This is a genomic window from Bacillus changyiensis, from assembly GCF_027706145.1.
Lineage (GTDB): Bacteria > Bacillota > Bacilli > Bacillales > Bacillaceae > Bacillus > Bacillus changyiensis.
In genome coordinates, this window is the sequence record NZ_JAQFWW010000001.1 from 1,272,837 (window position 1) to 1,298,593 (window position 25,757).

Here is a 25,757-nt window from a genome sequence, read left to right on the forward strand (position 1 = left end):
GGAGGAAACTCGCTAACCAACACAGATCCCCTCACCTTTTTGAAGTTCATACATCTGATAATACTGCCCTTTTTGTTTGATCAATTGTTCATGATTCCCCTGTTCAATGATGTTTCCTTTATCAAGAACAAGGATTTGATTCGCATTTCTAATCGTTGACAACCTGTGGGCAATGATAAAGGTTGTTCGTCCTTTTTTCACCACATCAAGTGCCTTTTGAATCATGACTTCTGTTTCAGTATCGATATTTGCCGTTGCCTCATCTAAAATGAGGATAGCTGGATCATAAGCAAGCGCTCTTGCAAACGAGATCAGCTGTCTTTGTCCTGAAGAAAGCGTCCCTCCTTTTTCGATCACTGGTTCATCAAGGCCTTTACGTAACTGAGTTAGCCATTGATCAGCCCCAACTTGCTTTAATGCGTCTTCAATTTTTTCCCTTGAGATCTCTTCATTGCCAAGACTGACATTTGAAGCAATCGTTCCGGTAAATAAAAAAGGATCCTGTAATACGATACCTAAATGCTGTCTAATTTGTTGCTGTGAAACATCATAAATACTTTTTCCATCGATTTTCACATCACCCTTACGGATGTCATAAAAGCGAAACAGCACATTCAAAATCGAGCTTTTTCCAGATCCTGTATGTCCGACTAATGCAATTGTTTCGCCTGGTTTCGCCTCGAATGAAATATTTTTTAAAACATCATGACTTTGATCATATCGAAATGAGACATTTTCAAACACAACATGACCTTTTACTTTCTCAGTACTTTTTTCCGTTACTTCAACACCTGACTCATCTAAAAGCTGAAAGACACGCTCCGCTGAAACCCGGGCCAATTCTAATTTGGAAAATTGACTGACAATGCCATTAATCGGCTCAATTAAACGAGTCAAATAATCAACAAATGCGTATAAAACACCGATTGAGATAACTCCCTCTGCATTTAAGGCCGCTCCTCCAAAATACCAAATTAATGCAACAAACATACCATTTCTGAGGAAATTGACTAAATTATGTGACAGTAAACAATTCAAACGAAGCATTTTATTTTGATAATGAAAATGGCTGTTATTTAACTGCTCAAAATCGCGCTTTGTCTCTTTTTGACGACGAAACGCCTGAATAATTGTCATTCCTTGAATGGATTCATTCACTTTCGCATTAATATCACTGTTGATTGATCTGAGTTTATGATTGTAACCTGATGCAAAACGCCGGTAGACAACTGACCAAATCACAATAAGCGGAATAATCATAAGACAAACCGTTGCCAGTCGCACATCCAATATAAACAGTGCTGTGAAAATTCCGACCATATAAATGATTTTTGAAACAAATGTAGATAATACAGTGACATAAAGATCGCGGATGGCTTCCGTATCATTGGTCACCCTCGCAACAATTTTACCAGCTGGTAAATAATCAAAAAAGGGAATGGGTAACTTTTGAATATTAGCGAACACATCTTTGCGCATTTTTTGAATAATCCGGTTGGCACTCATCTGTAATAAATATACTTGACCATAGTGGAAAAATATCGAAAAAATCAAGAGGCCAAAATACAATAAAACCAATGAGACAATTCCGCCTACTTCCGGTTCATAAAACGAATACACTTCAGCTGGTGAGAGGCGGACGGACGGATAGGTCACCGATTGGGTTCCATTTTGTATCCGCAGTCTCCCATTCATTACCGTTCGCTCACCGTCAAACTGTATCGCTTCATCAACAAAATAGTACGCCATTCCGATTTGAAAAACGTGAACCTGTTTTCGTTTTGAATCAGAAGAGGACATTCTATCTTCCCTGACATATTCCCTGCCTTTATAAGAAACAGAGTATTTACTCTTTTCAGAGACTTCATACCATGTTTTTTCAATTCCTAAAATGTGTTCATCAATCATCTTTTTTGCGATAAACGGACCTGTCAGTTCTGCTGAAACAGCCACGATCAGCATGACCAGTGCACAGATCAGAATTTTTTTATAATAAAGGGAATATTGGATAAGTCGCTTACCAGTCTTCATGCACCATTCCCCCCTGCTTCCACTGGAGTGTGCTGTTGTGCTTCATATTGCTCGTAATACCAGCCTTTTCTTTCAATCAGCTCTAGGTGAGTACCCCGTTCGACTATTTTTCCATCTTCTATCACCAGTATGACATCAGCATGCTCGACTGTTGACATACGATGCGAGATAATAAACGTTGTTTTTTCTTTCCGTTTATCCCGAATATTTCCGATCATCATCCGTTCTGTTTTCGCATCAACAGCTGATAGCGAATCATCTAAAATCAAGATGTGTGGTTCTTTGATTAATGCACGAGCAATTGAAACTCGTTGTTTTTGCCCACCTGACAAGGCGACACCTTTCTCACCTACCATTGTCTCAAATCCCTCAGGGAGTTGTTCGAGATCCTTTTCTAAATGAGCTGCTCGAATAACATCTTTCACATCCTGGTCTTTTCCATCTTGAGTCCCAAACAAAATGTTTTCTTTTATCGTTTTTGAAAATAATACATGATCTTGAGGAACATATCCGATCCAGCTATGTAATTCGTCAAGAGAGATGTTCTCGATCGGCACACCAGAAATCGTGATTGTTCCTGTTCCTTTTGGATATTGTCTTAAAAGCTGTTTGATTAATGTCGTTTTCCCACTTCCTGTCTTCCCTACTATTCCAATAGTTTGCCCTTTTAAAACAGTAAATGAAATGGACTTAAGATTGTCTGAACTTGAACTTGGATACGAAAAACTAACATTTTCAAAGACAAGATCCCCTGGTTTCGTTTTTTCAACATGCGGTGCTTCTGTCACATCGGGCAGATATGACAATGTCTCATTTACCCTATCAAGTGACGCATTCCCCCTTTGCATCACATTGATCAGTTCACCGATGGCAAACATCGGCCAAATCAGCATTCCAAGATAAACATTAAATGAAACAAGTTCCCCCAGAGTAAGTTGACTACGAAAGACAAGATAAGCGCCATAACCTAAACCGATTAAATAACTGATGCCGACTAGCAATTTAACTGTCGGTTCAAACAGAGCTTCAATTCGCGCTACTTTCATGTTTTTCTCGTACACATCTGCTGTCATCCTGTTAAACCGGCTGACATCGCTTTTTTCTTGGACATACGCACGAATGACTCTGACACCTGAGATTGATTCGAGAACTTGATCATTTAAGTCGCCGAACGCTTGCTGCGCTTCAGTAAAACGCTGATGAATTCTTTTTCCGTATACACTGATGGCGGCAGCCATGAATGGTAGAGGAATAATCGCCGCAAGTGTCAGTTTCCAACTAATGAAAAAACTCATCGTAAAGAGAAGTGTCAACATATAAACTGTCGAGTCAACCAATGTTAAAATGCCAAAACCAGCTGTCATTGAAATGGCTTTTAAATCATTTGTCGTTCTTGCCATCAAATCTCCGGTTCGGTTCTTTTCATAAAAAGTCGGCGTCATTTTTAACAAATGACCCATTAATTTGGATCTAAGGATTTTTTCAATCAGATTTGCACCGCCAAACAGTTGATACATCCAGTAATACGACAACATATACACAACGATTGCCAAACCGATAAATAAACCTATATAACGGAGCATGGCTGCCATTGAAAAAGTGCCCGCTTGAATATCATCAATCACATTTCCGAATAGCTTTGGCGGAAACATTTCTAAAGAATTAACAATCAATAGCAGGGTGATCGCTATTGTATAACGCTTCCAAGAGTCCTTAAAAAACCAACCTAACTTCCATAAAACAGAAAACATCATGTCATCCCCCCATATTTTTAACCGCCTTCAAGTTTTTCCTTACAATCATGGCTTTCTTTTTTTCTAATACTGAACACAGAAATCCCTCCTCTTACTTATTTTATATATGAAAAAAAGACATACTGTTTATTTTGCAGCATGCCTTTCCCATATCAATCAAAAGGCGCATGCACGCTCTTAACGCGACATACGCCTCACTTACATTTTGAAAAATAATCTAAGAGAGGTTTTCCACCGTCACGTTATGATTCAATTTTCTTAGAAATGTTGGATTCATTGTTCTTAACATGACGGTAACCTCCCATTCTTATTAATATTTTCCATCTTATTATACGAGTCTTTTATTGTCAACTTGATTGTTAGACTTCATCAAAAAACGGGTATAACAATAATAATCCCATTCTGAAAGGAATGATCCATTTGTTTAAAGCGGCCCGAATCCTTGTTGCATTTGACGAAAAAGATGAAAGCAGAAGTGCCCTTATTAAAGCAATTGAACTAACAAAAAGACTTGGTTCCAAACTGTTCATAGCACATGTTCAGGAGGTAAAAATCTCTCCTCCATATGAAACAATAAATGACGAACCTATGATCTATGAAGACAGTACAGAAGAAGCGCTTGCTTCAGCAAAACGAGTCTTAAACGAGAATCAGCTTACAGCTGAAATTGCTATTTTAGAAGGTGATCCTGCAAACGCAATCCTTGATCACGCGGAAAAACTCAGTGCCGATCTGATTATTACAGGGACTCGGGACCAAAATCGCATAAAAAAATTGTTGTTTGGCAGTGTCAGTGACAAGATTTCGACTGAATCAGAAATACCTGTCTTAATCATCAAATAAGGTTCTCATTTAACCGGTCTTATCAGGCCGGTTTTTTTTATATTTTATTTCTCGAAAGATTCCACTAGGTTCTTTCATTAGAAAATAGGCGGTTAAAGCAGTAACAACCACCTAACAAATCCCATATTTTGATATCGAGAGACCCCGGGTGTTTAATTTCTTTCAATACCTTAACGAAAAATTAGTTTATGAATATGAAAAAAGAGGTGGAAACATGCAACATTTTCATGATGAACTACAATCATTAGGGATGGATCATTTCCAGGCGGGTGAAATGATGGCTTGGGATCCTAACCATCGCGATGCTAATATGATGCATTCTGGAAGTTGCTGGAGTTGTGGAAGCTGTTGGAGTTGTGCCAGCTGTGCAAGCTGCGGAAGCTGTTGGAGTTGTGCCAGCTGTGCAAGTTGCGGAAGCTGTTGGAGTTGTGCCAGCTGTGCAAGTTGCGGAAGCTGTTGGAGTTGTGCCAGCTGTGCAAGTTGCGGAAGCTGTTGGAGTTGTGCTGGTCACTGTTGCTGGTATGGTGGTATGTAGTCCTGATGTATACTGCCCCTGTACGAACTGCAGGGGCTTAATTTGCTCAACATAATGGACAAACTAGATGACATATAATGGTATGTATTTTTTTAACATCATCTTAAGGAGGAGCTGCATGACAAACTTGACCGCATCCGCTCGCTTAAAGGTGAAGCAAGATACATGTTTTCTTCGTAATCCAAATGGTGGCGTTTATTTTAGAAACAACTCTGGTTCTTTTCGAATAAAAGGTGATTCTATTTATCAGTGGATCGAAAAATTATGGCCTATGTTTAATGGCAAACATACACTTGAAGAATTGACAGCTGGATTATCTACTCCATACAGAAACAGAGTGTTTGAAATTGGAGATATTCTTCAAAAAAACGGATTTGTTCGGGATGTGAGTTGTGATAAGTCTCATAGATTGCAATGCGAGGAGCTTAACACGTACGCATCACAAATCGAATGGATTGAGAGTTTTGCGAATTCAGGAGCATATCGCTTTCAATCATGCCGCAATGCAAAAGTATTATTACTAGGCACTGGTTCCTTTGTTGCTTCAATGGTGCGTGCCTTGGCTGAAACGGGGTTCACCACAATTTATGTCCAGCAACGAGCTTCAGAGCTGTTAAAGGAGAATGAACACGATGTAACGATTGAAGTGATCCCAACCCAAAATTGGCAAGAAGCCATCATACCTTTTGACTGGGTATTATATGTTTCTGAAGATGCCGATCCAGAAAAAATCAGTGAGCTTCAAAGAGAATGCAGAAAAAAAGGAAAAAGTTTTTTCCCGGCAGTCTGTGTGAAACAAATGGGCTTAGCAGGGCCTGTCACGCTCGATCATCATGATGGATGCTTTGAATCAGCATGGCGACGCCTTCACAGTACGGTTCTCTTGGATCATCACAAACTTGAAACGTATTCTTCGATAGGAAAAGACATGCTCGCAAATATCATTGCTTTTGAATTGTTTAAAGCCGTTACCGGCCTATCACAATTATCGAAACGAAACCATGTTTATCTTCTTGATCTCGTGACGTTGGAAAGTACTTGGCACTGGTTCCCCCCTCATCCGCTTGTCAATATTAAAACCGCTGAACTTCACTTCATCCACGACATGGAGACGAGAATGACAATGGATTCTAAAGGAAAAAGTCATATCTTTCAACTATTTAGTCAACTAACTTCTGAAAAAATCGGAATCTTTCATTTATGGGAAGAAAAAAATTTAAAACAGCTTCCTTTGTCACAGTGTTATGTGCAACCTGTCAATCCATTATCAACAGGGCCAGCTGAACTTTTAGCGAAAAAGATTTGTGTCGGTTTTACCCATGAAGAAGCTCGACGAGAGGCCGGACTGATCGGAATTGAAATGTATGGCTCAAAACTTGTTCATTCCTATACTGGGGAAAAACAGTTTCTAGGTGTAGGAGCAGGAGACATGTTTGCAGAAGCCGTACTAAGAGGATTGCAAACATGTTTACATCATGAATTGGAAAAACGGGAGTGGAATGGAAAAGAAATCATATCACCAATCACTTTAGAAGTGATCAATGATCATCATTGTGAGTACTATTTGAATATCATGAAGCAGTCGAACAGCCCTGTAAAGATTTTTTTAGGCACGGAAGTAGCAGGCTTTCCTGTCATATGGGTATGTCTACATAATCAATGGTACAAAAGTGTGGGCATAAACATCACATTAGCATTAAGAAAAACATTGGAGTGTGCTCTCATGAACATACAGCCACAAAAAAACAGTTCTCTGATTGTTAATCAAAACCATATAAAGCCACTTCATATTGATATGATTGAAGATTTTCCAAAGTTGATGAACTTGACATTAACAAAGTTGAAACAGCACGGTTTACAACTCCTTGTCTATGATTTTCCGCTTGAACCGATTTTGAAAAAACATCTCGATATCTATGCTGTGCGTCTTTCAAAGGAGGAAGTGTGATGGAACACACCATTTTACTAATTGGTGACGGTGTGATCGCAGACGGTGTGTTAAAACAATTGACCGCAAAATATAAGGTGATCTGTCAACCTGACTTTGAGGCTGGAATACCTAATGGAACTCAGTTTGCCATTGTCGTACATGATGCTTGTCGCCCATGTTTATACCGCAAAGCAGACGAAAAATTCCGTCAAATGGGCATTCCATGGCTTCGCGGTTTTGTTTCATTTGGTGAAGGTATCATCGGGCCATTCGTTAATCCGGCCAACTCTGGGTGTTCTCAATGTGCTGATATGAGACGGATGATCAACAGTCCAGACAGTCAACAAATGCAAGAATTAGAAGGAGAGGTCAACCGTGACCCATGGGCCTCAAGGAACGGCTGTCGTCAGATGATTTTGTTGATTTGTCATGAGATCGAAAACGTAATCAACCACGGTCATCATAACCTGGAAAATCGATTGTTGTTCATCAATATGAAAACATTAGAAAGTTCTTTTCATTCCTTTATCCCTGATCCATCATGTCCGATTTGTAGCCATATACCTGAAGATACAGCAGAATTAGCCCTACTTAAACTTCAACCAAGTTTGAAAACAAGGATTGATCGTTTTCGTGTTCGCGATTTAGCTGAATTAAAAAGTGTACTTAAGACTGAATACCTTGATCAGCGAACAGGGATTTTTAATAGTAAAAGATATGATGCCATTCTGCCGTTTGCCGATATGATTGTCAATATGCCTTTATGGATCGGAAATGAAGGTGTCGGCGGTAGGAGCCATTCATATGAAGAAAGCGAGTTAACGGCTATTTTAGAAGGGTTAGAACGTTTTTCAGGAATCGAACCACGGGGCAAACGAACAATGATTTATGATTGTTACGAGCAGTTAGAAACGGTGGCACTTGATCCGAGAAAAGTGGGATTGCATGATGAAAAACAGTATCAGCATGCTGATTTTCCCTTTAAACCGTTTGATCCACATCTCCCGATGAATTGGGTATGGGGTTATTCTTTTTTACAAGAACGACCGATATTAGTACCAGAGGCGCTCGCCTACTATAGTTTGGGACGAAAGAACAGTTTCGTGTATGAGACATCTAACGGATGTGCATTAGGCAATAGCTTGGAGGAAGCAATCTTTCATGCCATTTTAGAAGTCGTTGAACGCGATTCTTTTTTAATCACCTGGTATGCTCAGCTTCCTCTTCAACAGCTTGACCTTAAGTCTTGTGATGATCAAGAGTTGCAATGCATGTTAGAACGAATTCGCGCTGTTGCAGGATATGATTTGTATGTTTACAATTCGACCATGGAACACGGTATTCCAAGTATTTGGGCTATCGCTAAAAACAAAAAGACCCATGGTTTAAATCTTATTTGCACAGGTGGTGCCCATCTAAATCCTATAAAAGCGGTTAAAAGCGCGTGTCACGAGTTGGCTGGAATGATGTTAAAGCATGATCAAAGATTCGCAGCTGACCGTGATCAATATCTAGAAATGCTTTCCAACCCTTTTTTAGTACAAAAAATGGAACAACATAGTATGCTATACGGTTTACCTGAAGCTGAAAACCGCCTTCAGTTTCTACTAAACCAAAAACAGCCCCTGCAAACATTTAAAGACGCTTTCAAACTAGACGAAGCAAACCTTGACTTGAGCGAAGATCTTCGCAATCTGCTTGAAAGGTTTCACCACCTCAACCTTGAGGTAATCGTTGTTGATCAAACTTCACCCACCATTAAACGAAATGGCTTATACTGTGTGAAAGTCTTAATCCCAGGTATGTTGCCCATGACATTTGGACACCGCCTTACCCGCCTAACTGGACTTGAGCGAGTATTAACAGTACCTAAGAAACTTAGGTTTACAGAAGAAAAGATGAAACCCGAACAACTCAATCAACATCCCCATCCATTTCCTTAACATGTCTATTCTAATCGTTCTGTTTTATCTTTAAGCAGAACGCCCTTCACCTGTCAACCACCTCCAATTACGAACAAGAATCCAAAAAAGAGCAGGATGGTTTTGAACTGCACCCCAAATTTTAGACATAGTCTAAATTTTGAAGGTGCTTTTCTTTTGGTTAGATGTCACTCAACATGATGGAGTGCTTTAAAAGCAAATCAAGATGGGTGGATTTCTCACCCATATCATAAGATTCTAAACATGGCAGATCATCGCACCTGAAGCCCCATTTAGTAAATCCCCCTATTTTCAGCAATTAGGTACAACTATGTATACAATTCTGCCTTTCTGAGACTATTATACCTAAAGAAATAGTCAGCGCTTTCAAAAACTTAGCCCGCTTTTTTAATTTTTTTATAGGTCAATTGACTATTTTTCTGTTATAATACGTTTACGCACAAAAGCATAAAAGTGTTAAAGAGTGATATTTGACTAATGAGGTGTAAATATTGTTTAAAGATAAACGTTTTTCTTTTTCCATATCGGCTTTATTATTTTTTGTCATGCTCATCATCATTTTCACATGCCTCTTCATTTTCCATGCAGAAGCACATGTACCTTTGCTCATTTGTGTCGCTTTTCTAGCGACTGTTGGCTCTTTAAAGGGCTATTCATGGAAAGAACTTGAAAGTGGTATGATCACCGGAATTCGAAATGGTATTCAACCCATTATGATCTTGTCATTAATCGGAATCTTAATTGGGGTCTGGGAGTATAGCGGAACAATTCCTACTGTAACTGTATATGCATTAACCATAATTGAACCACAATATTTGCTTTTGACAGCCCTCATCAGCTGTTTAATGATTAGTTCATTGGTTGGTTCAAGCTTCACAACGGTAAGCACTATTGGTGTGGCATTGATCGGTGTTGCTCACGCTGCTGGGGTTCCATTGACATGGGTTGCAGGAGCTGTTATTTGCGGGGCTTGTTTTGGCGATAAGATGTCACCATTGTCAGACACAACAAATTTTGCCGCAGGCGTTGGGGAACTTCCGATTTTTAAGCATATTAGACATATGATGGGCACCACAATTCCGGCACTTTTGATCACCATTTTGGTTTTCTTTTTTATGGGAAGGTCACTAACAATTGCGGACACATCTACAGAAAACATCCAATCGATTGTCAAAGGGATTGAAGGTACAGTTGCCATCAGTGGCTGGTCCCTTTTGCCACCATTACTCGTGATTGTACTGGCTGTCAGACGCACACCTGTCATTCCATCTTTGGTAGCTGGAATCGTTTCAGCTATAGTTCTCATTGCGATTATCCAGCCTGCAGCCAATATCTCTTCATTTTTGGCTGCTATGCAAAACGGACCGGTTTTTTCAGTTGGAAATGAAGCAGTTGAGAAAATTCTCAACCGCGGTGGGCTTCAATCGATGATGGGTTCTGTTTCACTCATTATGATAGCCTTTGCTCTTGGCGGTCTGATGGAAAAAACCGGACTGATCTCAAGCCTGCTTGAAGGTGTCATTAAAGGTATCCGTACAAAAGCAAGGCTCGTTTTCTCAACGGTTTCAGCAAGTATCGGAATCAATTTGCTCACAGGGGAACAATATTTGTCTATTTTAATCCCAGGTCAGTCCTTTAAAAAACTTTATGACAAACTTGGGATTGATCGCAAACATTTATCAAGATCTCTTGAAGATGGCGGTACACTTATTAATCCGATGATACCATGGGGTGTCAGTGGTGCATTCATGTCAACTGCACTTGGAGTACCTGTAATCGAATACTTGCCATTTGTATTTTTTCTTTATTTATCACCGCTATTTTCAATATTGTTTGGTTTTCGCAAATCATAAACAACAGGGCCGGTTTCCATGTGGAAACGGCCCTGTTGTTTATTTTTTAGATGTTTCTAGCAAAATATGATGTTGGAACACTTTTTGCACTTCTTTTGTCAGCCGTCCTGGTGTCCCAGCTCCAATGTTCTGGCCGTCAATCACCGTGACAGGCATAACCTCAGCTGTTGTCGAAGAAATAAAGACTTCATCCGCTGTCAGCAGTTGATCTTTCGTAATCTTTTTTTCTTGATACGGCCAGCCGTTTTTTTGAAAAAGCTGAAGTAGTTTCCTCCGTGTGATACCGTTTAAAATCAAGTTTGTCGCAGGGTGAGTGTAAATGATGTGATGTTTGACAACAAAAACATTTGAAGTCGTCCCTTCTGTTACAACCCCACCGCGAAGCAAAATCGCTTCAAATGCCGAAGCCTCATAAGCTTTTTGCTTGGCCATCACATTATACAGCAGGTTCAGACTTTTAATATCACATCTCAGCCATCGCAAATCTTCTGCGGTGATCACAGAAACACCAGTTTGCTGTTGGAGGACAGGTTTTTGAACTGGCAGCGGATAAGCTATAAATTGCGGTTTAAGCCCTGGATTATACTGATGCTTTCTTGGAGCCGTTCCTCTTGTGACCTGCAGATAAATTCCACCATCATCAACTTGATTGATGATGATCAGTTCCTTTAACTGATCTCTCAACTCGGCTTCTGAAAATGGAAGGACCATCTCAATTTCAGAAGCGCTTCTAAACAATCGAGCGATGTGCTCATGTAACAGATAAAAGGTACCGTTATAAATACGAATTACTTCATAAACCCCATCTCCGAATTGATACCCTCTATCCTCAATATCAACCTTACATTCGCTCCGGTCAACGAAACGACCGTTAAAAAGCACCTTCATTTCCCCACCCCTTTACATCATTCCCTTTTATTCTAACATGTGGATGTTGTCAAAATTTTTAAAAAAATAGGATTCCTTCAACATTTTCTTTTAAAAAATGACATTATTTTCGATAAACTGTATTCATCTTCCTTCTAATCCTGTATACTTGAAAAATATGATCCCTTATTTTATGAGATAAGGATTCTAGTATAATTAGAAAATGATACGGAGAGAGTAACATGCGTAAAGATTCGAAAAAAACATCCCCTTCTGTGCTTTATTTACTGACGAAATCAGCATGTTTTGTCATTCTGTGTCTGATTCTTCTTTATGTTTGGGATTTGTCGAAATCTCCCGATACTTCGCAAAAAAAAGAATTGACAATGACAAAAAATAGTCAAATGCGTCATGAAGGAGACAGCATCCCGCTCAAAGAAACAACACGAGACAAACTCGCTAACCATTTGAGCAAAAAACAGGATGTTCCTAAACAAAAACATGAAAAAAAGAAACAGGCAACAGTGAAAAAAAAGCCGGGGAAAACGGTTTATTTGACTTTTGATGATGGACCTTCATCAGCGACTCAAAGGTTACTTCAAATCTTAAATGAATCTGATGTAAAAGCAACATTTTTCATGCTCGAACCAAACATGAGATACCATCGAGAAGCTGTTCTTCAGATGAAACGGCAAGGTCATAAACTTGGGCTTCATGGGGTCACCCACAACAAAAAATTGTTTTACAAAAATGCTTATTCTCCGAATCTAGAAATGAAGCAGGCACAAGCAACGCTCAAGTCTATTACTGGCGTCAAAACCAACCTGATTAGAACACCGTATGGAAGCAAACCATACTTAACCGACGCTCAAGAAAAAGTGTTGAAAAAAAACGGGTTTATTTATTGGGACTGGAATATTGATAGCCTTGATTGGAAGTACAGAAGTCAAAAATTTGTTCCAGAAGTTTTGAATCAGTTAAGCACGCTTGAAAAGCGGCAGACAAAGCAACCTCTTGTGATCTTATTGCATGATATTCCAACAACAGTTCAATCATTGCCTATCTTGATTAAAAACCTAAAAAATATGGGTTATTCATTTGAAGTGATCGATCAGTCGATGATTCCTATCCATGAATAACTAATCCCCTGTTAACAGGGGATTTTTTTATATTGGAAAACGGTTTAATTCACTTATAAATTCAGCGATCTTCCGATGTATAACAAGATCAAACAATTGATCATAAGCGGTTTCATCCAAATTGATCATAATCTTTTTTAAACCTGGGATCATATGTGCTTCTTCAGGAACAAATCTGACAGGTGCTACTTCAAGTGAAGTACCGATCACCAACAGCAGATCAGTTGAATTGAGAACTTGAAAAAGGGTGTCTAAGTGCTGAACGATGTCACCAAACAACACAACATCCGGTTTTAAAATAAAACGGCACTGGCAGCATTTTGGAATTTCTTCTTGCAGCATTTCAGCTCGTCCATATTGCGTTCCACATGTTGGACAAGTCGCTGTTTGGAGTGTACCATGCAGTTCGTAAACATGTTGGCTTCCTGCCTCGATATGAAGTCCGTCGATATTTTGCGTAAACACGTTGACATCCTTCCCCTGCTTTTCAAGTTCAGCCAAGAAACGATGCCCAGCATTCGGCTGAAACGAATCGCTCATTTTCAGTTGAAAAAGCTCTTTAAATTTCGGCCAGAAAAGCTTCGGATAACGCTCAAAATAATCACGGCTCATTGCTTCCATTCTTGATGTGTCTTCTGTCCATATCCCACCTGCAGAACGAAAATCTGGAATACCTGATTCTGTACTCATTCCTGCACCTGTTAAAACAGTAATATGCTGAGCCTTTTCAAGCAAACCGATGAATTTCTCAGCTTCTCCCTGCATATCGTCTCCCCCTTTAATTAGATTTTTCATTCATCGACTTCGTTTTACTCAATTCAAACAAATGATGGCCAGGTGACACAAAGTCAACTTGTTCTTGATCCATAATGTCAATAATTCGATAGTTCACATCTTGTCTAACTTCTAAATTTTCGGCCCACACTGTTGTATTCGTATAGAAGTTAAAAAAGATACTTAAATGTGTGTCTTGCAATACCTCTAAATTGACCATAATCACTTCTTGGTGTACTCCATCATGCGTTCGGAGCATCTCTTTAAATCGTTCCACACACCTTTCCACCTTTTCCCGTGGTGTTGATGGATCAATATGAAGTGAAAATGTAATTTGGCGCTTTCTCATTTTCGTCCAGTTCTTAATCGCTTCATTTGCCAGAACTGAGTTTGGAACTGTGACAAGAGCTTCTCCAGCTGTGCGGACTTTTGTGCTTCGAAATGATATATCTTCAACCGTCCCTATCACAATATTCGTCTCAATCCAATCCCCTATTGTAAAGGGCTTTTCCATGATGATGACAATTCCCCCGAAAAAATTTCCGACTGTATCTTTCGCTGCAAGTGCAAATGCAAAGCCGCCAAGCCCGAGACCGGCAACAAATCCGTTAATATCATAATTGAACTCTCCGGCTATTACACTGATTCCTAATGCAATAATGATAAAACGAAGAACTTTAGATAAGAACGGTGCAAGAATATCGTCCATAGCCAATTCAAATCGTTTATTAATTTTATCGAATACAACTGACGATGAAGCTGTTAAATTGTAAAGCCCACTAACAATCACAATAATTAACGACACTCTATACAACTTATGAACGATTGCCATGTGAGTATCAAAAAATGGCGAGTAAATAATCGCTAAATAGATACCGACGATCGTAAAAAACCACCTAGCTGGCTTTTCAAAAGCAAGCGCCACCTGATTAAAAAAATCAGTTTTTGGTTTGTTTGTTAATTTGACAATCAAATTAAATAAATATTTCGTAAATATTTTTCTAAGCAAGAAAAATAAGAGCAAAATGCCAATGCTGATACCCATTTTAGTAGCAAACTCTACGGTCATGTATTGTGTAAACATCACTTTCTCTCCTTATTATCGCTGTCAAGAATTCATTATACTAAAAGCTTCGAAAAATTTCTTATGATTCACCCTTGATTTACTTGCTTGATATCTTCCGTTATTCTTATAAGGGAACGATTTTTTTAAAGAGGAGCTGACATTTGTGCAGATTATCGCTCATCGAGGAGCTTCAGCTTATGCACCGGAAAATACATTTGCTGCTTTTGAAAAAGCAAGGGAGCTCTCAGCTGACTTTATTGAGCTTGATGTTCAAATGACTCGGGACAATAAACTAGCAGTTATTCATGATGATAGAGTGGATCGGACGACAAACGGAACTGGTTTTGTTAGACATTTTACAATGCATGAACTTGAAAAATTGGATGCAGGAAGCTGGTTTTCGCCTTCCTTTCAAGGTGAAAAGATTCCAACACTTGAAGCTGTTTTACAAAAGTATCACAAAAAAATGGGTTTACTTATTGAAATCAAGTCTTCAAAAACACAGCCAGGTATTGAAAAATCGCTTGGAAAACTGATTGATCAATTCGGTTTTTCATTAAATATTATCGTCCAATCTTTTGATTCTGAAGCCATCAAAACGCTTCATAGACTTTATCCTTCACTGCCGACCGCTGTTTTGATCAGACCGAGATTAGGATTGTTTTCACGACATCAGCTTCAATACATTTCTTCATTTGCGCAATATGTCAACATGAAACAAACGATGCTCAATCCTTTTCTAATCAAATCCGTTCATCGCCATGGTATGAAAGCTTTCGCATGGACAGTCAATGGACAGAAAACCGGACGTCGGTTACAAAGCTGGAAGATCGATGGAATTATTACTGATTATCCTGATTATTTTTAGAAAGAAGGAAGTACATGAAATCATATGTTGCCGTTTTTATAGGCGGGACACTCGGTTCACTTTTTCGTTATGTATTAAACATGTGGACGGGTGGCTCATTTTTTCCTTGGCCTACTTTGATTGAAAATCTATCTGGAAGTTTGCTTTTAGGCCTTCTTACCGGTTTTTTCACAAATCGCCCGAAAAAACCGTTTATTCAACTAGCTTTAGGGACCGGATTTTGTGGAGGTTATACAACAATGTCCGCGTTTTCTAAAGAAACCGTGCTGCTGCTCCATTCTTCTGCACCTTATATGGGAATGATCTATTTAGGAGCAACACTTACTGGCGGAGTATGTCTCGCATTCATAGGATTTAGTCTCGGTAGCCGGCTTTCGAGGCTTGGAAAAGGAGCGGTCAAATCATGATGACAGTTGGTTTTATGATCGCAGGAGGTATCGGCTCTATCCTCAGATTTTGGCTGGGCAACCTGATCAAGAACAAATTTCCGCACCCCAAAATTCCGATTAGTATTTTACTAGTTAACATTCTCGGTTCTTTTGTGTTGGGAATTTTTGTTAGTCTTGATATCAAACATCAATTACTATCTATTGTCATCGGAACTGGTTTTTTCGGTGGATTTACAACATTCTCCACCTTTAGTGTCGAAGCTGTTCAGCTTTTATTAGAAAAACGCTTAAAAGCAAGCGCTCTATATATGTTAATGACGATGACATGCTGTATTGGGGGATTTTGGGCTGGCAGTCTTCTTTTATAAGCACAGCTGATGAAAATGTTCAAGAATCCAAAGAATGGATTCTTGAAACTTCCCATTGTAGACTATAGTGGCTAAAGAAGATTTCTTTAATGTCAAGATAAGCCGGCTTGGAATTTTACATCATGATAAAGTTTAACTTGATCTTAAAAGAAAAACGTTCATCAACATGATTTCTACGATATTTTCCCGAACTTGATCATTCCAACCCCGCAAATAAAACTCAATCAGATGTACGCCAAATCATTTTTTCTAAAAACATATAAACACTAACAAAACCTTGAGCTTATTTTTCGCTCAAGGTGACTTGATGAACAACGACCGGATCTGACGGTGTTAGTCCCAGATGTTCAGTCGTTTGTTCCTGCTTTATTTCAACATGCTTAATAAGACGTCCTTCCATTTCAAGAACAGTAATTGCAAAGGAACCAACATATACCGTCTGACCTTCTGCAATATCTATATTCTCTTTCAACACTAAACCACCAATCGTATCGACTTCCTTCTCATCGATGGATTCTTCAAATAACTCATTGACTTGATCGATTCTCACTTTTCCATCCATCATGTATTCATGATCAGCTATTTTCTGAATAAGTGGCATTTCATCTTCATCAAATTCGTCTCTAATGTCTCCAACGATTTCTTCAAGAATATCTTCTGTTGTGACAAGGCCTGACGTTCCCCCATATTCATCGGTTAAGATCGCCATGTGTATCCGTTCCCCTTGCATTTTGATCAGAAGCTTTTGAATTGGAGCCGTCTCAATCACTTCAATGACAGGACGAATGTATGCTCTCAGTGTAACCCGTTTTTTTTCTTCTTCTGACATAAACATCAGATCGGTAAACAGTTGTTTTGTATTAATCATGCCTATGACATGGTCCTTATCACCTTCATATACGGGCCAGCGCGTATATTTCTCTTTCAGCATAACAGAAAGCGCCTCTTCAATCGGTAAATCGACAGGTACGGAAGCAATCTCTGTACGAGGAACCATGATTTCTTTAGCAATTCGATTGTCAAATTCGAATATTTTATTCACATATTTATATTCAGACGGATTAATTTCTCCGCTTTTATAGCTTTCTGATAACAGGATTCGCAGTTCTTCCTCTGAGTGTGATTCCTCGTTTTCCGACGCCGGTTTCACACCGAATATCATCGTTAATAATCTGGCTGACACATTCAATACCCAAATGAATGGAAACATAACCACATTGAAAAAGTGCAATGGTCCTGCTAACCAAAGTGTAAGCTGCTCCGCTTTTTGGATCGCAATCGTTTTAGGAGCCAGTTCACCAACAACCACATTCAAAAATGTAATAACAGAAAAAGCAATAGCCACTGATAGCGGCTGTGAAATGGAATCTGAAACATGCATACTTTCAAAAAGTGGATGCAATACCTTTTTGAATGCAGGTTCCCCCATCCATCCAAGACCTAAAGCGGTTATGGTGATACCAAGTTGACAAGCTGATAAATATTCATCTAAATCTGATATCACTTGTTTTGCACGAACTGCTTTTTTGTTTCCTTCCGTTATAAGCTGATCGATCCGTGAGCTTCTCACTCTGACAATGGCAAATTCTGAAGCGACAAAAAAAGCGGTTAAAGCAATTAGAATGCCAATGATCATCAGACTAACGATATCGTCCATTTAACCCTATCCTCTATGCAGGATAAGGAGTCACCTCCTGATGAATTCAAATTCTTTCTGTATGACTGATGTGCGTTTCATTTGAATGACTATGTAGAGGGCCCCATCATACCACCTCCAAGTCAATATATACTATTATCTTACTTTATTAAAAAAGAATCAGTCAAATAAACAAACTGAAAATTCATGAATTTTTAGAAAATAAAAGATATTTCCATCAATTATCATCTGTTTTTATTCAATTAACTTGTATAAACAGCTTCTAATATATTAAAATATTTTATATCTATAACTTGATGAGTGAGGAGGGATGCAGATGGGGCAGAGACATATCGTATTGATCAGCTAACGGCAACAGCGGACATAACAAAACGGAATATTGATGATAACGTGAACCTTGGGCGACTTGCGTCTGACAGAAACGTTATTTCAACACTAAACGCAAGCAGCAAAGATTGGCCCTGTCAAAGTTCCCTCTTCCGTAACGATGAAATGAGGTACGTGACAATATGAACTGGCAATGTTGACAAGACGGCTATCCAATCAGTCATGCTGCTGCTTTAGTTAATCTTTTACTAAACAGGAGGTGTTACCTTCATTCTCACGTCAGAATGAAGGTCCTAATTGGAAATAGTTAATTTGATTTTTGTTGCTGTTTTAATTGCTTTAACAGCATTTTTCGTAGCATCTGAGTTTGCAATTATCAGAATCAGAAGCACACGGGTCGATCAGCTGATTGCTGAAGGAGATAAACGAGCGGTTTCGGTCAAACAAGTGATCACACATTTGGACGAATATTTATCAGCTTGCCAACTCGGAATTACACTGACAGCTCTCGGTCTTGGTTGGCTAGGAGAGCCAACCATCGCCGAACTGCTTAAACCGCTGTTTGCTGAGATTCATATCCCAAGTTCTGTTTCACATCTTATTTCAGTTGTGATCGCATTCACGATTATCACGTTTCTGCATGTTGTTGTCGGGGAACTTGCTCCGAAAACACTTGCCATTCAAAAGGCCGAAACGATTTCCTTTCTGTTCTCAAAACCCCTGATCTGGTTTTACCGGATCATGTTCCCATTTATTTGGGCTTTGAACGGATCAGCGAGACTTTTGACGAAAGCATTCGGTCTTGAGACAGTTTCTGAGAACGAGATGGCACACTCTGAGGAAGAACTGCGAATTATTCTGTCAGAAAGCTATAAAAGCGGTGAAATCAATCAATCTGAATTCAAATATGTCAATAAAATTTTTGAATTCGATGATCGTCTTGCCAAGGAAATCATGATTCCGAGAACAGAAGTTGTCAGTTTTCCAAATGATATGAAAATCGAAGACATGATCGATATTACAAAAGCGGAAGGATATACACGCTATCCGATCGAAGATGGTGATAAAGACAATATCATCGGTGTCGTCAATATAAAGGAAATTTTGACCGCCTGCATCAGCGGAGAATGTACAAAAGAAGACACGATTGAACAATTTATCTATCCGATCATTCATGTGATCGAAACGATACCAATCCATGATCTGTTGTTGAAAATGCAAAAAGAACGCGTCCACATGGCGATTCTTTCCGATGAATATGGCGGTACAGCAGGCCTTGTCACAGTTGAAGATATCATTGAAGAAATCGTTGGCGAAATCCGCGACGAATTTGATATAGATGAAATCAATGAAATCCGTAAAATTGAAGAAAACCATTACATTCTCGATGGTAAGGTACTGATTGATCAAGTCAACGATTTGCTTGGTACCAATCTCAACAATGAAGAAGTCGACACCATTGGCGGCTGGTTCCTAACACAAAAATATGATGTCCAAAAAGGCGACATGCTCACCGAGCAAGGCTTTGAATTTATCATTAATGAGATCGATGGTCATCATGTCTCATATGTAGAGGTTAAAAAAGCGATAGAAGAACTGATTGAAGAAGCGGAATAGTATAAAAGCTTGTCGACACACTTTGTCGGCAAGCTTTTTTATTATGTATGAAAGTAAACTTCACACTTTATTCTTTTAAAGTTGCTTTCGGATTTGGGCCATACTGATTATCTTTTGCTTCACTATCTCTACAAAAAAATACTAAAACTAAAATGATAGCACCTATAAGAGGAATCAAGTTTAACCATACCCACTCACCACTTTTCCCCGTATCTTGAATCCTTCGATAGCCGACAGCATGTGCTGGGACAAAAATGGCGATCAGATACAAAATTATCATGATGATACCCAATCGACTTCCTAGATAGCCTGATACATATCCTATCTCATAAGAATCTATCCCGGATCTTGCTGCATCAAAACTAATGATTAAATATATTAATATTATGCCTGCAAAAACGAAAAAAAAGCTCATAATAACATTAAAAAGACTAAAGAACCAAAATTCCTTTCGCCTTGCTCTCCCTTCAAATTTCACATCCTTAAAAACTTTTAAATACCACTTCATACGATTTCCTCCATCATTTACTAGACTAATTTGCGAAAAACGAAACTATCATACCATAAAAACAACAATAAAAACACACTTTTCATAGCAATTCATGTAAAATAAATAATGTAACCACTTGACTACATTATCAATTTCTTTAAAAATGCCACCAACTAATTACATATTTAGGATAACGAAATAACGAAACAATTAACGAGAGAACGTATCATTTAGACAGACTGATTCTTTTCAAAGACAAAGGATATACAAGCTACATCGCTAAAGAAATCGCTGAAAAGGAGGAGTGAATCTTTTAACTCTTTTTAGACATTTTGAAAACAAAAGAATGTAGTTCGTGAAAGTGTAGTTCATCATGTGACATTAAATCACTTTTTGCTGGAATAAAGAGGATTTGACTTTTAATCGCTAATACTTATTTGAAAAAACACCAATAAAAATAGCATTTTTTGGGTTTGGTTAGCTGAAGCAACACAAAATGTTAATGATGGAAATTACTCTTCTCTGAAATTTTTGAAAGAACTGCTTTTTGTAAAAGTCACTTTCCCAAACAAGGGCGTGTCCTGAAAATAGTGTGGATCAATAAAAATCGGGGAATTGCTCGCTTCGCGGGCGATCCGCAAGCCTCTTCGGAGCTCATTCCTTGCTCCTGCTGGGTCTCGCCTGGCTCGCTGTTCCCGCAGGAGGCTCGCAATTCCCCTGATCCATGTAGACAGCCTGTAACTACTTTCTTAAAGTTCTTTCAGTTGTTTCTCAAGAACCTTAATACTATGGGACAATGCCTCTGTCATTTTCGCTAGTTTTTCCTTTGAAGAATATTGAGAAAAATCTTCCTGATTGAGCGGTTTACCGATAATCAGTTTCATTTTACCTTTCTTGAATAGCTCTTTTCCATTGGATGGACCGCTATATGCAGCTGGTACAAGCGGAGCCTTTCCCATCTGGGCAATCGTGACTGCTCCTCTTTTTAAAGGGACATCTTCAGAAGATCTCGTCCCACTCGGGAAAATGCCAACAATTTTTCCCTCTTTTAATAATTTGATCGGAGTTTTAATACTGCTTGGTCCCGGGTTTTCTCGGTCGACTGGAAAAGCGTTAATGCTTGAAAGGAACGAACCAGTCAATTTTTTTTCAAAAAGTTCTTTTTTCGCCATGTAATGAATTTCATGGGGCAAAATACCAGCACCTAATGCAACGACATCGACCCATCCAGAATGTGTACAAGCAATTACGAAACCGGTATCTGTAGGAAGATTCTCTTTATTGTATACTTTAATTCCGCCGCGTAAAGAAAGAATCATTTTTGCAGCATAAGCAGTGAATTTATACATATGGCACTTCCTTTATTGTTATTGTCAAATGAGGTTTTCTTCTTTTATTATAACAATTTTTTTTAATACCTGGTACTAAAAAATCATTTTACTTCAGCGGCTAAATTTCCTCCTTCACAGAGCCTTTCTTATTTAAACAGACTGTGTAGTTATTAAAAAAGCAATAAAAACAGTTAAAAGTTAGAGTTTTCGCAGATTTTTGTTACTATTATAGATATAATATCTAAGGGTAAGAAATTGTGGAAAAAACAGCCATGGGCAAATTAAGTGCAACTTCAAACCTTTCTTATGCGTTTATAACATAGAGGGGAGAAAAGGCAGTGACTATCGATGAAATTTACCAAATGTATATGAATGATGTTTACAGGTTCCTGCTCTCCATGACAAAAGATAAACATTTAGCAGAGGATTTGTTGCAGGAAACCTTTATGAGAGCATATATACATATCCACTCCTACGATCATAGCAAAGTGAAGCCATGGCTTTTCCAAGTGGCCCGCAATGCATTTATTGATTATGTCAGAAAACACAAAAAGGAAGTAACCATTTCTGACGATCTGATCGGAAGCCTTTTTCAAACTGCGGTCCAAAGCCCGGCTGATCAAGTCGAAATAAAGGAAGTGTTGACATTATATATGAACCAATTGCCTGACAACTATCGGGAAGCGCTGACGCTTTATTATTTAAAAGAGCTGAACTATAAAGAAGCGTCAAGCTTGATGAATATCACGGAGGCAAATTTTAAAAGTGTTTTATTTCGTGCCAGACAACGGCTAAAAGCACTTTACAACAGAGGTGTTAACGATGAGTGAAGATTTCAAAAAACGTTGGGAAAAATATCAAAACGGTGAATTATCGGACTCAGAAATGCTTGAGGTTGAAAAAGAACTTGAACAACTTGATGAATATCAAGAAATACTTGATCACGAAATGAAAGATGAAAATTGGGATCTAACAATTAGCCCAGAAAAACAAAAAGCAATTTTAAGATACGGAAAAAACAAATCATATATGAGAATCTCAGCACTAGCTGTTTTATCAACCCTCATGATTCTTCCGCTTTGTACACTTGGAAGTTATTTGTATTATGGACTAGGTGGACATGACAGCAGAGGAAATGAACTTGTCAAAACCGCTTCCATAACTGTTGCTGTCACAAAACCGAATATTCAAGTCGACACTGATGCACTTGTTAATAGAGTTCAGCTTTTTGGGATTAAAACAGAATTTCCTTTAAAGAAACAAATCGGCAATGTGACAAAAGTGGTTGGAAATGAAAGAATCGAGATGTTTTTTGATCAATTAAAATCTCCAGAAATCAACCAGTATTATCAGAAACTCCCGAAAGAAAACCGATACTTTTCTTACCCGACAGGCATAAAAGAAAAATCGGTAGCAAAAGTTGAGGCAGTCTTAAAAGAATTGCCAAATGGGACTGTTACAGAAGCTTTTCTTTCATTTGATAGACCGTATCCGACCAGTGAGCTTTATGAGAAATTAAAAGGATACGACATCCGCATCCTTTGGAATGCTATTGAAACAGAAGATGATCTAAAAAACCATCCATATACTGAACCAATTGGGTTTCCTGGAAAAGACTCAAACAAACTGTTTGAAGTGAGAGATCTCGGTCAAAATAATGATGAACAATTTAAAAAAGCACTGTCATATATGGCGAGACACCCCCAATGGGTTGATACCATTTCAGGAAGAAAAGACTTGAACATTCAAAAAAGACTAAATTATGTAGAAAAAAATGGTGTTAATGTATATGGAGCTGTTGTGACAGGACCCTCAAAAGAAATAGAGCGACTGATTAAAAAAGGACCTGTAAAAGCAGCGAAACTAGGTGAGGTGGAATTATGGAATTGGTAAGGATCTTTAAAGAACATAATGTGTTTGGATGGGTCTCAGTTGGAACAGCGATTCTTTCCCTTTTCATTTTAAACTTATCAATTTTAAGCGATACGATTATATATTCATATCAGATGTTACCATTTTCGATGGCTGCCATACCACTCGCTATTATCGAGCTCTTTATTAAAAAGGGGCGAACAGGTTTAGGATTCCTCGGTGTCGTACTCAATGTGTTCATTCTCATTTGTGTCTGGACCATTGTTTCAATCAATACGAATTTACAGCTTGGATTTTAATGAACTGGGGCTGGCCAGTAAGTCCAAAAAATGAAGCAAGTGAAGAAACAAAAAATTGTGTTTCTCCACTTGCTCATTTTTTGTTTCGCTTTTTCTCTGAAAGGAGCTGGCAGTCAAACGCAAAGCAGCTTCCTGATCACAAAAAGCTATTTCGTTTCCCACATGATCAAATCTGATGAGTGAATATGTGTTTTTAAAAAATCAATATAGTCATCCAGCACATCAAGCGTCGTGTATGGGGACACACAGTAAAATTTCTCTACATACAACGGTACAGGTGATTGACTGTCCTTAGGATAAACATATCTCTGTTTTTTCGTGCTTCCGAAATATGTCTGCCCTCGGTATCTCCCCAATGTTTCCGCAATTTTCTCATTGTAGCTATTAATCTCTCGAATCTCTTTCTCTGTCATGTTCCCGTTTATTTCATCGGCATAACGGATACCTTTAGGATAAAAGCGAAAAGTTGTCACAGGTGCTACCTCATTAGTAACAGCTACATTAGGAAAAGCTTCAGTCAGCTTCTGACGAAATGCTAAGCTAACTCTAATGTAATTGGCTAAAATCTCTTGATACCCCTCAACACCGAGAGCAATTAATGAAGCATAGATGGGGATACTACTACCCATTCGTGAGCATTCGAGTGTATAACTTGTATGATAGCTACCAAATCCTCTGTTTCCGACATATGGCGTCTCTTGAGAATCTAAGTCAACCGCTTGTAAAGCAGTTCTATCTTTGATTAAAAAAAGACTTGTTGTATAAGGAGTCTGTCCAAGTTTATGAAAATCAAAAGCCAGACTATCCGCATGCCTGAGCTCCTGAAAACGACTCTTGTAATGAGACAGAACTTCAAGAACTTCATTCTCAAAATAAAGCGGGTTTTCTTCAAAATTATATTTGTTAAAAAAGCTATACATTCCACCCATCGCGGAATCGGCATGGATATATATGTGTGGTAAGTCGTATGTAGTTTTTATTTCATCAGTGATTTGCTTAATACCTGAGAGATCATCAATTCCAAAAGTGTCTGTCGTTCCAAGTGTCGCCAAAATGTAAACCGGTAGACCTCCACTTTCAATGACTACCTTCATTTTTTCTCGTAAATCAGTTAGATCCATAGAATGATCACGATTCGTTTTCACCCGAACTAAATGATCAGTTCCAATCCCTGTAGCTTCCATTGATTTATAAAGACTGAAATGTGATAGTTCAGAACAAAACGCATACAGATGCTGTGGTATTCCTTTTTGGTTTGCTTCAGGGCAGGCAGCGGCTATCGCTAATCTAAGCGATTGAAAAACAGCTCCTTGACCTCCCCAAGTTGTAAACCCACCGCTTTTTTGCTTGTCATAACCAACGATATCGCTCATCATACTCGTAATTTGAACTTCTGTTTTAGCAGCCGCTGTTCCATCAACATCCCACAAATTATTTCCGTTTAAAAGCACCATTAAAAGATTGCCAACAATGCTGGCATTGTTCGGAAGAGGTGTTGCATTTGCAACATAATGACGATTTAAAAAACGGTGACCTTCTGCCAGTTTAACTAGCTCTTCAACAGTTTTTCTCGTTCCAAACCCTTTCTCAGGTATAACGGCCTCATTTATGATGTTTTGATAATAATTTGACGAAAGATCTGGTTCCGCACCGAGCGTCATTTTATTGGGGTCTTTCAATTGATCTAGCTCGGTCAGAACCGTTTCAAACAGTCCCAGTAATTCATAACGTGCTTCTCTATTACCATCTTCACTAGGATACATACTTTGAATATGTCTCATCATTGTTCTCCCATCTCCTGATC

22 protein-coding genes are annotated in these 25,757 nt (G+C 38.6%); 13 read left to right on the forward strand and 9 right to left on the reverse strand.

Annotated elements, in window-relative coordinates; translation table 11 throughout:
- Window positions 1-12 precede the first annotated feature (12 nt).
- Entirely contained in the window at window positions 13-2,031 is a 2,019-nt protein-coding gene (locus PDT38_RS06655; protein ID WP_270799938.1) for an ABC transporter ATP-binding protein, read from the reverse strand.
- Window positions 2,028-3,782 carry an ABC transporter ATP-binding protein gene (locus PDT38_RS06660; RefSeq protein WP_270799940.1) on the reverse strand — a complete coding sequence of 585 codons (1,755 nt, stop codon included), beginning with the start codon at window positions 3,780-3,782 and terminating at the stop codon, window positions 2,028-2,030. Before PDT38_RS06660 ends, PDT38_RS06655 begins: the two co-directional genes overlap by 4 nt.
- A 423-nt stretch (window positions 3,783-4,205) precedes the next feature.
- Between PDT38_RS06660 and PDT38_RS06665 the strand changes: the two genes are divergently transcribed.
- The 5 genes from PDT38_RS06665 to nhaC all read left to right on the forward strand — a co-directional run bounded on the left by PDT38_RS06665 (window position 4,206) and on the right by nhaC (window position 10,889).
- Window positions 4,206-4,628, forward strand: a complete 423-nt coding sequence (locus tag PDT38_RS06665) for a universal stress protein (RefSeq protein ID WP_270799941.1) — start codon at window positions 4,206-4,208, stop codon at window positions 4,626-4,628.
- 274 nt (window positions 4,629-4,902) lie between these two features.
- On the forward strand, window positions 4,903-5,163 hold the full coding sequence (locus PDT38_RS06670; protein WP_394356225.1) for a hypothetical protein: 261 nt from the start codon (window positions 4,903-4,905) through the stop codon (window positions 5,161-5,163).
- A 118-nt stretch (window positions 5,164-5,281) separates the two neighbouring features.
- On the forward strand, window positions 5,282-7,111 hold the full coding sequence (locus PDT38_RS06675) for a putative thiazole-containing bacteriocin maturation protein (RefSeq protein ID WP_270799944.1): 1,830 nt from the start codon (window positions 5,282-5,284) through the stop codon (window positions 7,109-7,111).
- The gene (locus PDT38_RS06680) at window positions 7,111-9,036 is read left to right on the forward strand and encodes a TOMM precursor leader peptide-binding protein (RefSeq protein WP_270799946.1); all 1,926 of its coding nucleotides are present in this window, start codon (window positions 7,111-7,113) and stop codon (window positions 9,034-9,036) included. Before PDT38_RS06675 ends, PDT38_RS06680 begins: the two co-directional genes overlap by 1 nt.
- Window positions 9,037-9,527: 491 nt before the next feature.
- Window positions 9,528-10,889 carry a Na+/H+ antiporter NhaC gene (nhaC, locus tag PDT38_RS06685; RefSeq protein ID WP_270799947.1) on the forward strand — a complete coding sequence of 454 codons (1,362 nt, stop codon included), beginning with the start codon at window positions 9,528-9,530 and terminating at the stop codon, window positions 10,887-10,889.
- A gap of 39 nt (window positions 10,890-10,928) precedes the next feature.
- Here nhaC and dat read toward each other — a convergent pair whose 3' ends face one another.
- Complete coding sequence (dat, locus tag PDT38_RS06690; protein WP_270799949.1) at window positions 10,929-11,777, reverse strand: D-amino-acid transaminase; 849 nt, start codon at window positions 11,775-11,777, stop codon at window positions 10,929-10,931.
- A 221-nt stretch (window positions 11,778-11,998) separates the two neighbouring features.
- On the opposite strand from dat, the gene PDT38_RS06695 reads away from it, so the two are divergent.
- Window positions 11,999-12,895, forward strand: a complete 897-nt coding sequence (locus PDT38_RS06695) for a polysaccharide deacetylase family protein (RefSeq protein WP_270799951.1) — start codon at window positions 11,999-12,001, stop codon at window positions 12,893-12,895.
- Between the two features lie 27 nt (window positions 12,896-12,922).
- Here the strand turns inward: PDT38_RS06695 and PDT38_RS06700 are convergent, their stop codons facing one another.
- A complete protein-coding gene (locus PDT38_RS06700; RefSeq protein WP_270799953.1) occupies window positions 12,923-13,660 on the reverse strand; it encodes an NAD-dependent protein deacylase in 738 nt (245 codons plus the stop codon).
- 13 nt (window positions 13,661-13,673) lie between these two features.
- Entirely contained in the window at window positions 13,674-14,753 is a 1,080-nt protein-coding gene (locus tag PDT38_RS06705) for a mechanosensitive ion channel family protein (protein ID WP_270799955.1), read from the reverse strand.
- Between the two features lie 145 nt (window positions 14,754-14,898).
- Here PDT38_RS06705 and PDT38_RS06710 point away from each other — a divergent pair, with 145 nt between their 5' ends.
- Genes PDT38_RS06710 through crcB form a run of 3 tightly spaced genes read left to right on the forward strand, consistent with a single transcriptional unit; the run spans window position 14,899 to window position 16,360 of the window.
- A complete protein-coding gene (locus PDT38_RS06710; RefSeq protein ID WP_270799956.1) occupies window positions 14,899-15,603 on the forward strand; it encodes a glycerophosphodiester phosphodiesterase in 705 nt (234 codons plus the stop codon).
- A gap of 14 nt (window positions 15,604-15,617) precedes the next feature.
- A complete protein-coding gene (locus PDT38_RS06715) occupies window positions 15,618-16,010 on the forward strand; it encodes a fluoride efflux transporter FluC (protein ID WP_270799957.1) in 393 nt (130 codons plus the stop codon).
- Complete coding sequence (gene crcB, locus PDT38_RS06720) at window positions 16,007-16,360, forward strand: fluoride efflux transporter CrcB (protein WP_270799958.1); 354 nt, start codon at window positions 16,007-16,009, stop codon at window positions 16,358-16,360. Before PDT38_RS06715 ends, crcB begins: the two co-directional genes overlap by 4 nt.
- 283 nt (window positions 16,361-16,643) lie before the next feature.
- Here the strand turns inward: crcB and PDT38_RS06725 are convergent, their stop codons facing one another.
- On the reverse strand, window positions 16,644-18,017 hold the full coding sequence (locus tag PDT38_RS06725; RefSeq protein WP_270799959.1) for a hemolysin family protein: 1,374 nt from the start codon (window positions 18,015-18,017) through the stop codon (window positions 16,644-16,646).
- A 624-nt stretch (window positions 18,018-18,641) separates the two neighbouring features.
- Between PDT38_RS06725 and PDT38_RS06730 the strand changes: the two genes are divergently transcribed.
- Entirely contained in the window at window positions 18,642-19,961 is a 1,320-nt protein-coding gene (locus PDT38_RS06730; RefSeq protein ID WP_270799960.1) for a hemolysin family protein, read from the forward strand.
- A gap of 67 nt (window positions 19,962-20,028) precedes the next feature.
- Here the strand turns inward: PDT38_RS06730 and PDT38_RS06735 are convergent, their stop codons facing one another.
- Together PDT38_RS06735 and PDT38_RS06740 are read right to left on the reverse strand one after the other, a co-directional pair.
- Entirely contained in the window at window positions 20,029-20,469 is a 441-nt protein-coding gene (locus PDT38_RS06735; protein ID WP_270799962.1) for a DUF805 domain-containing protein, read from the reverse strand.
- A 731-nt stretch (window positions 20,470-21,200) separates the two neighbouring features.
- Entirely contained in the window at window positions 21,201-21,800 is a 600-nt protein-coding gene (locus PDT38_RS06740; RefSeq protein WP_270799964.1) for a lysophospholipid acyltransferase family protein, read from the reverse strand.
- Window positions 21,801-22,120: 320 nt separating this feature from the next.
- Here PDT38_RS06740 and sigM point away from each other — a divergent pair, with 320 nt between their 5' ends.
- Genes sigM through PDT38_RS06755 form a run of 3 tightly spaced genes read left to right on the forward strand, consistent with a single transcriptional unit; the run spans window position 22,121 to window position 23,953 of the window.
- Entirely contained in the window at window positions 22,121-22,612 is a 492-nt protein-coding gene (gene sigM / locus PDT38_RS06745) for an RNA polymerase sigma factor SigM (RefSeq protein WP_172293796.1), read from the forward strand.
- Window positions 22,605-23,675 (forward strand): anti-sigma factor, encoded by a 1,071-nt coding sequence (locus PDT38_RS06750; RefSeq protein ID WP_270799968.1) that lies wholly within the window; start codon window positions 22,605-22,607, stop codon window positions 23,673-23,675. The genes sigM and PDT38_RS06750 overlap by 8 nt, the downstream gene beginning before the upstream one ends.
- Window positions 23,663-23,953, forward strand: a complete 291-nt coding sequence (locus tag PDT38_RS06755; protein WP_270799970.1) for an anti-sigma factor — start codon at window positions 23,663-23,665, stop codon at window positions 23,951-23,953. The genes PDT38_RS06750 and PDT38_RS06755 overlap by 13 nt, the downstream gene beginning before the upstream one ends.
- Before the next feature lie 146 nt (window positions 23,954-24,099).
- Here PDT38_RS06755 and PDT38_RS06760 read toward each other — a convergent pair whose 3' ends face one another.
- Complete coding sequence (locus tag PDT38_RS06760; protein ID WP_394356226.1) at window positions 24,100-25,734, reverse strand: pyridoxal phosphate-dependent decarboxylase family protein; 1,635 nt, start codon at window positions 25,732-25,734, stop codon at window positions 24,100-24,102.
- Between the last annotated feature and the right edge of the window lie 23 nt (window positions 25,735-25,757).

Excerpts from the sequence above, each read along its gene's own strand:
- crcB (WP_270799958.1), top strand. The coding sequence starts at position 16,007 with ATGATGACAGTTGGTTTTATGATCGCAGGAGGTATCGGCTCTATCCTC.
- PDT38_RS06660 (WP_270799940.1), bottom strand. The coding sequence starts at position 3,782 with ATGTTTTCTGTTTTATGGAAGTTAGGTTGGTTTTTTAAGGACTCTTGG.
- PDT38_RS06675 (WP_270799944.1), top strand. The coding sequence starts at position 5,282 with ATGACAAACTTGACCGCATCCGCTCGCTTAAAGGTGAAGCAAGATACA.
- PDT38_RS06705 (WP_270799955.1), bottom strand. The coding sequence starts at position 14,753 with ATGTTTACACAATACATGACCGTAGAGTTTGCTACTAAAATGGGTATC.
- PDT38_RS06725 (WP_270799959.1), bottom strand. The coding sequence starts at position 18,017 with ATGGACGATATCGTTAGTCTGATGATCATTGGCATTCTAATTGCTTTA.
- PDT38_RS06655 (WP_270799938.1), bottom strand. The coding sequence starts at position 2,031 with ATGAAGACTGGTAAGCGACTTATCCAATATTCCCTTTATTATAAAAAA.
- PDT38_RS06760 (WP_394356226.1), bottom strand. The coding sequence starts at position 25,734 with ATGAGACATATTCAAAGTATGTATCCTAGTGAAGATGGTAATAGAGAA.
- PDT38_RS06700 (WP_270799953.1), bottom strand. The coding sequence starts at position 13,660 with ATGCAGGGAGAAGCTGAGAAATTCATCGGTTTGCTTGAAAAGGCTCAG.
- PDT38_RS06755 (WP_270799970.1), top strand. The coding sequence starts at position 23,663 with ATGGAATTGGTAAGGATCTTTAAAGAACATAATGTGTTTGGATGGGTC.
- PDT38_RS06670 (WP_394356225.1), top strand. The coding sequence starts at position 4,903 with ATGATGGCTTGGGATCCTAACCATCGCGATGCTAATATGATGCATTCT.
- PDT38_RS06715 (WP_270799957.1), top strand. The coding sequence starts at position 15,618 with ATGAAATCATATGTTGCCGTTTTTATAGGCGGGACACTCGGTTCACTT.
- PDT38_RS06695 (WP_270799951.1), top strand. The coding sequence starts at position 11,999 with ATGCGTAAAGATTCGAAAAAAACATCCCCTTCTGTGCTTTATTTACTG.
- PDT38_RS06740 (WP_270799964.1), bottom strand. The coding sequence starts at position 21,800 with ATGTATAAATTCACTGCTTATGCTGCAAAAATGATTCTTTCTTTACGC.
- PDT38_RS06680 (WP_270799946.1), top strand. The coding sequence starts at position 7,111 with ATGGAACACACCATTTTACTAATTGGTGACGGTGTGATCGCAGACGGT.
- PDT38_RS06750 (WP_270799968.1), top strand. The coding sequence starts at position 22,605 with ATGAGTGAAGATTTCAAAAAACGTTGGGAAAAATATCAAAACGGTGAA.
- PDT38_RS06735 (WP_270799962.1), bottom strand. The coding sequence starts at position 20,469 with ATGAAGTGGTATTTAAAAGTTTTTAAGGATGTGAAATTTGAAGGGAGA.
- dat (WP_270799949.1), bottom strand. The coding sequence starts at position 11,777 with ATGAAGGTGCTTTTTAACGGTCGTTTCGTTGACCGGAGCGAATGTAAG.